At 69.2% G+C, this 5,775-nt stretch carries 8 protein-coding genes; all 8 read right to left on the bottom strand.

The genetic code is table 11. The annotated features are described in order from the left end of the window. On the bottom strand, positions 1-610 hold a 610-nt coding region (locus tag ACWDU1_RS28530), incomplete at its 3' end, for an FAD-dependent monooxygenase (RefSeq protein WP_450003161.1). After that, positions 607-1,059: a RidA family protein gene (locus ACWDU1_RS28525; RefSeq protein WP_450003159.1), complete on the bottom strand. Its 453-nt coding sequence runs from the start codon at positions 1,057-1,059 to the stop codon at positions 607-609. The genes ACWDU1_RS28530 and ACWDU1_RS28525, both read right to left, overlap by 4 nt. Then, positions 1,056-1,403, bottom strand: a complete 348-nt coding sequence (locus ACWDU1_RS28520) for a hypothetical protein (protein WP_450003157.1) — start codon at positions 1,401-1,403, stop codon at positions 1,056-1,058. The genes ACWDU1_RS28525 and ACWDU1_RS28520 overlap by 4 nt, the downstream gene beginning before the upstream one ends. Then, positions 1,400-2,485: a Rieske 2Fe-2S domain-containing protein gene (locus ACWDU1_RS28515; RefSeq protein WP_450003155.1), complete on the bottom strand. Its 1,086-nt coding sequence runs from the start codon at positions 2,483-2,485 to the stop codon at positions 1,400-1,402. Before ACWDU1_RS28515 ends, ACWDU1_RS28520 begins: the two co-directional genes overlap by 4 nt. Position 2,486: 1 nt before the next feature. After that, positions 2,487-2,714 carry a recombinase-like helix-turn-helix domain-containing protein gene (locus ACWDU1_RS28510; RefSeq protein ID WP_450003154.1) on the bottom strand — a complete coding sequence of 76 codons (228 nt, stop codon included), beginning with the start codon at positions 2,712-2,714 and terminating at the stop codon, positions 2,487-2,489. Further along, the gene (locus tag ACWDU1_RS28505) at positions 2,707-3,309 is read right to left on the bottom strand and encodes an alpha/beta fold hydrolase (RefSeq protein ID WP_450003152.1); all 603 of its coding nucleotides are present in this window, start codon (positions 3,307-3,309) and stop codon (positions 2,707-2,709) included. The genes ACWDU1_RS28510 and ACWDU1_RS28505 overlap by 8 nt, the downstream gene beginning before the upstream one ends. A 4-nt stretch (positions 3,310-3,313) precedes the next feature. Next, positions 3,314-4,990 carry a thiamine pyrophosphate-binding protein gene (locus ACWDU1_RS28500; protein WP_450003151.1) on the bottom strand — a complete coding sequence of 559 codons (1,677 nt, stop codon included), beginning with the start codon at positions 4,988-4,990 and terminating at the stop codon, positions 3,314-3,316. A gap of 54 nt (positions 4,991-5,044) precedes the next feature. Then, positions 5,045-5,775, bottom strand: a 731-nt coding sequence (locus ACWDU1_RS28495) for an SDR family oxidoreductase (protein WP_450003149.1), incomplete at its 5' end; no start/stop codon positions are given.

Below are 5,775 nucleotides of genomic sequence, written 5' to 3'. Positions count from 1 at the left end.
CCGGCCCCCACCATTTGGTGAAGCTGTCCAGATTCGGCACCGAGGCGACGGCGGCCGCCGGTACCACCGCGCGAAACGCCACGACACCGGTGAACGTGGGATGTTCGGTGCCGAACAGGGCGGTGCGGACCGCCGAATGGATACCGTCCGCCCCGATGATCACATCGGCGCGATGCGTATCGCCGTCGGCGAAACGGATTACCCCGCCATCGACATCGACGACCTGTTTACCCATCGAGACGGATTCGCCGGGCAGCTCGGCCTCGAGCGCGGACATCAGATCGCCGCGGTGCAGGGTGAGCTGCGGCGACCCGTAGCGCGCCTCGGCGGCCCGGCCCATCTCGAGCCGGGAGGTCTCGGCGCCGGTATCCCACATCCGGCTGATCCGGAATCGCGGCCGGGCGGCCGAATCCCGCAGCGCCGCACCCACACCGAGCCCGTCGAGGGCACGGACGGCGTTCGGTGTGAGATTGATATCGGCCCCGACCCTGGCGAATCGACCGGTTCGTTCGAAGACCTGTGCGTCGATGCCCAGCTTCCGCAGCGCCAGGGCCGCGGTCAGACCGCCGATACCCGCTCCGCAGACGGCGACGCTCGGTGCCTTGCTCATGATCTTTCCTTACCTGTTCCATGGACCATCCCGGCCGCGTCGGCCGTGGATCGGTTGTGCGTACTCGATCCGACGACCCCCTGGGCCTCGATCTCCACCGTCAGCCCGGCCTCGACCAGCGCCGAGACCTCGACCAGCGTCGAACACGGGAAGTCACCGGAGAACACCTCGGCACGAGCCTTTCCGACCAGCGCTTTGTCGGCGATATCGGTGAGATAGATACGCAGCGTGAGGATGTCGTTCACGGCGGCGCCGCAGGCCTCGGTCAGCATCCGGACCCGCCGGAACGCCTCCCGGGCCTGCAGATAGGTATCGGCGCCGCCGACGATCCCGCCGGGCCCGCCCGCGTGCATCCCGGAGAGGAAGAACTGGCCGCCGTGCACCCTGGCATTGCTGAACATATCGGGCCGGGGCGCGTCGGGGACCGTCTCGGCGACCACCCTGGTCATGCCCGGGCCCGCCGGCGTTCACCGGATTCGCGTGCCAGCCGCTCCCGGACGGGGACGAAATCGTAGGTCGGATAGAAGTCGGTACCGAACACGCCCCAGGCCCGGCGTTCCAGTTCGACGTTCACCGCGGCGAGCCGGGCCACCGGCAGGCGCAGGGTGACGATCTGGCCGACGCCCATCGCGACCACCCAGGAGACGATCTCGCAGCCGTCCGGCGGAAAGTGCTGCCACCAGCCGGCGTCGTCGAGCTTGCTCTGGATCTGTTCCATGTTCTGCGACTGGTCGTGCCGCAGGAACACCGTCAGCATCATGGTGTCGCCGGTCTCGGCGACCGGCTCGCTCATACGGGTTCTCCCGCGAGGATCGCGGCCTGCTTCCGTGCGTCGGCGCGGTAGATGCGGCGGATCCGCGAGACACCCAGATCGTGCTGATACAGATGCTCTTCGTGGTCGGCATCGGCGGCCAGCGCCTCGAGCACCTCGCGGTCCTGTTCGAGGACCTCCCAGTGCCGGGCCTCGAGCCGGGTGCGGTACAGGAAACGCCACACCTCACGCTCCCAGCCGTCCACGCGGCGGGTGCGCCAGTGGAAGATCGCGGAGTTGCCGGCGTCGACCGGGGTGGCCATGCCGACGATGCCGAAGACCCCACCGGGACCGGCGTTCGGGGCGTAGGGGATCTCCAGGTCCACGTAGTCCATGGAGCCCCGCACGTATTCGACCCAGTCGAAGTTCACGCCGACCTGATCGGTTTTCTCGAAGAAGAAGCCGCGATCGGTTTCGCGGATCCGGAAGCGGGCGGAGGTGTCGCCGCCGAACATCGAATGCGAATCGCGGTGCAGGAAGGCGCCGTGCATGGGGTCGAGCACATTGTCCATGTAGAAACGCCACGGCCCGGCCCATTCCGCGAAGTTCGGGAACCAGGAGACAGCCGGATCGCTGAGCCGGTCGGGCAGGACGAACGGCGTGGGTTCGGAGTCCGCTGTCAGCGGGATGAACGCGAAAATGGTGTCGGCGGCCTCGACGACCCGCAGCGACACCGTCGCCTGTTTACCTTCCAGCGCGCAGCCGGGCATACCGGGTACGGAGACGACGGTCCCGGTACCGTCCACCTGCACGCCGTGGTACTTGCAGGCGAGCCGGTCGCCAAGATGCTGACCGAGCGACAGCGGAGCGCTGCGGTGCGGGCAACGGTCCTCCAGCATGTGGACGGTGCCCCGCGGGTCGCGGAACAGCACCCAGTCGACGGACAGGCGGGTGACCTTCTTGGACTCGCCCGGTTTGACCATATGGGACGGCAGGATGGGGTACCAGCGGTCACGCAGGCCAGTGGCGGCGATATCGGCGGCGGACAGGTCCTTGCGGACGCCGACCGCGCGCTTCTTCGGACCGCCGGTCGCGGTGGGAGCGGAGGTGGTGGCAGTGGTCATATCAGTCTCCCAGTCGTCGCATCTCGGCGCGGAAATTGTCCTCGGTCCAGGCCTGTCCGTCGGGGGCGTGCAACCCCAGCTCGTTCAGGCCGGCGATCAATCCGGGCAGGTCGTGGGTTCCCCGGCCGAAAACCTCCATGATGGAGCCGGACAGTTTGGTCTCGTAGGGGCTGATCGGTTCCGGATGTGTTTGATGGGGGTCGAGATACTGCGCGGTCTTTTCAGGCATGGGCTGTCTCCTGTCCTTGCGATGCCATGGCATCGAGGCCTTCGGCGATGAGGGTGAACGCGGTGACCCATTCGTTGAACGAGGCGGCGCGTTCCCGGTGCGCGGGGATCGTGGCGCCGTCGAGGACGACGAAGACACCGTTGTCGATACCGCCGGCGATACTCTGTGGTTGCGCGATATCGACGCGCTCGTCGGGCAGCGAGGCGATCACCAGGCTCGGTGCGGTCACCCGCGCCAGGAGTTCGCCGTATCCGGGCGCCTCCGGATCGACCTCCGGATCGACCTCCGGATCGCCGAGGACCAGGCCCGCCACGAGCGCGGGCCGCCGGGCGGCGAGGGCGATGGCGCCGTAGGCCGTCGCCCCCGTGGATACCAGGTGCACCCGCTCGTGGCCGAGCGCCGCGACGGCGGACGCGGCGTCGTCGGCCCACGCGTCGACCGACCGCGGATCGGCGGCGGTCAGCGCGCGGCATCGCACCGCGACGGCGCCGAGGGCCTCGACCTGGCCGGCGAACCAGAGTGCCGGGTCCGGCCCGGTGTGCAGGCACACCAGCGGATAGACCGGGGCGTCGTCGTCCCATTCGCTGCGGGTCATCGGATCAGACCTCCCGGACCGGGATATGCACCGGTGGCGTGAACGATCCGGGCGCCGGTTCGATCGCCGCCACGTCGACCTCGACGATCGCCGGACCGCGCGTCGCCACCGCGTCCGCGAATGCCTGCTCGAACTTCCCCGGCCCCTGCACGAGGGTGTAGGGCATATCCAATGCCGCCGCGAGCAGATCGAACCGCGGCGTGAACAGGTCGACTCCGGCACGGTCGAACCCATTGGCCGCCTGCATATTCCGTAGCACCCCGTAGCCGCCGTCGTTGAAGACGACGACGACACACCACGCTCCGCAACCCGCCAGGGAGGCGAGTTCGCCCAGATGGACGGCGAGGCCGCCGTCGCCGGCGATCACGGCGGCCGGCACTCCGGGCCGGCCGAGCGCCGCGCCGATTCCCATGGCCAGCCCCTGGCCGATCCCGCCACCGAGCGGGAAGATATTGGTCTCGCGCTCGTAGAACGGCAGCAGCCGGTTACCCCATTGGCTCGACGGAATGGTCACATCACGCGCCACCACGGATTCACGCGGGAGCACCCGCCGCATACCGTCGCAGATCTCGGCGTACCCCCCGATATAGCTCGTCAGCGCCGCGCGGGCCGCCACCCGGGCGTCGGTCACCCGGGCCGGCCAGTGCGGGTCCACCGAGGTACCGGCCAGCGATTCGTTGATCGCGGCGAGAGTGGCCGCCGCGTCGCCCACCAGGCCGATCTTCGCCGGGTAGACCCGGCCGATCGCGGCCGGATCCACATCGATCTGGATCTGGGTGGCCGGCAGGCGCAGGTGGTAGCTCTTGGTCTCGTTGGAGCGGAAGTGGGTGCCGATCGACAGCAGCAGATCGGCGTCGGCGAGCAGCGGGGCGATCTCCGGGGCGGTCGCGAAGTTCCCGATCACCAGCGGATCGTCCTCGGGCACGATGGCCCGGCCCGAATTGCTGGTCAGCAGGCCCGCGCCGAGCGTGCGCAACAGGGTGGTCAGCTCGGCCTTCGCGCCGGCGGCGCCTCCGCCCACCCACAGCAGCGGCCGCCGGGACGCCGCGAGCAGGCCGACGGCCTCCGCGAGTGCGACAGGATCCGGCGCCGGCGTCGCGGAAGCCACCGGCTCGTAGGGTCGCTGATCGGCCGGACGTGCCAGATACTGCAGGTCCGAGGGCCATTCGATACTGGCGGGTCCCTGCGGCGCGGTGAGAATATGAGCGATCGCGGTTTCGAGTCCGGCCTCGACCTCATCGGCGCTGCGGATGGTCGCCGCGTAGCGGGAGACGGCGTCGAGCATCTGCAACTGTTTGGGTACCTCGTGGATGACGCCCCGGGTCGATCCGCCCGAACCCAGATACTCGCTCTCGATCTGACCGGTCACATGCAGCACCCGGCTTCCCGCGGTCAGCGCCTCGAGCATCGACCCGGCGGCGTTACCGGCTCCGGTACCGGTGCTGGTGAGCGCGACGCCGATCTTTCCGGTGGCCCGCGCGTAACCGTCGGCGGCATTGACCGCCGCCGCTTCGTGCCGCACCTCCACGAAATTCAGTTCGCGCGCCACCGCTTCGACCAGGGGCAGGTTGTGAATGCTGATCACGCCGAAGGCGGTATCGATGCCGTGCCGGCGCATGACATCGACGAGCACATCGCCGCCGGTCGGCTCTTTCTGGCCGGGACTGTCGATGGTCGTCATGGTTGGTTGTCCTCCGGGAGAGATCTGGGCGCGGATTCGGCGACCCGCGGATGGTCAGATGTAGCGGCCGACGCCGCCGCCCACGTCGACGCTCGCGCCGGTGATGTAGCCGCTCCGCGGCGAGAGCAGGGTGACGATGGGGAACGCGACCTCGTCCGCGGTGCCGAACCGGCCCAGCGCGATACCGCGATCGGCGGCGATCTCCGCGCTCCACGCCTCGTAGGAGAGCGCGGTACCAGAGCTCTCGAAACGCCGGCGCCACTGCCCGGTGTCGACGAGCCCGAGCAGCACCGAATTGACCCGGGTGCCGTCGGCCGCGAGTTCCTCGGCCATGGAATGGGTGAGGTTCAGCAGAGCGGCACGCGCGGCCGAGGTGACCGCCAGACGTGGTTCCGGCTGCCGGGACAGGATGGCGTTGACATTGACGACGGCACCCGCGCCGGAGGCGGCGAGTGCGTTCCGGGCGGCCCGCACCAGATTCCAGGAACCGAAGATCTTCAGGTCGAACTCGGCGCGGATCTGCTCGTCCGCGGTTCCCGGCAGTGTCGCCATCAGTGAGCGTCCGGCATTGCACACCAGACCGTCGATACCGCCGAAATGCGCGGCGGCGGCGTCCACGAAGGACTCGGCGTCGCCGCGATCGGTGACATCGCAGGCGGCGAGATGGACCCTGGCGGGGTCGGCGCCGAGAGAATCGATCGCGGTACGCAACCGGTCCAGATCGCGGGCGCAGGCGGCGATCCGGGCACCCTCGGCGAGCAGCATCCGCGTTGACGCCAGGCCCA

This window comes from Nocardia sp. NPDC003345, assembly GCF_053589395.1.
Note: the sequence above shows the minus strand (reverse complement) of the source record. Positions and strands in the feature narration are given on the sequence as shown.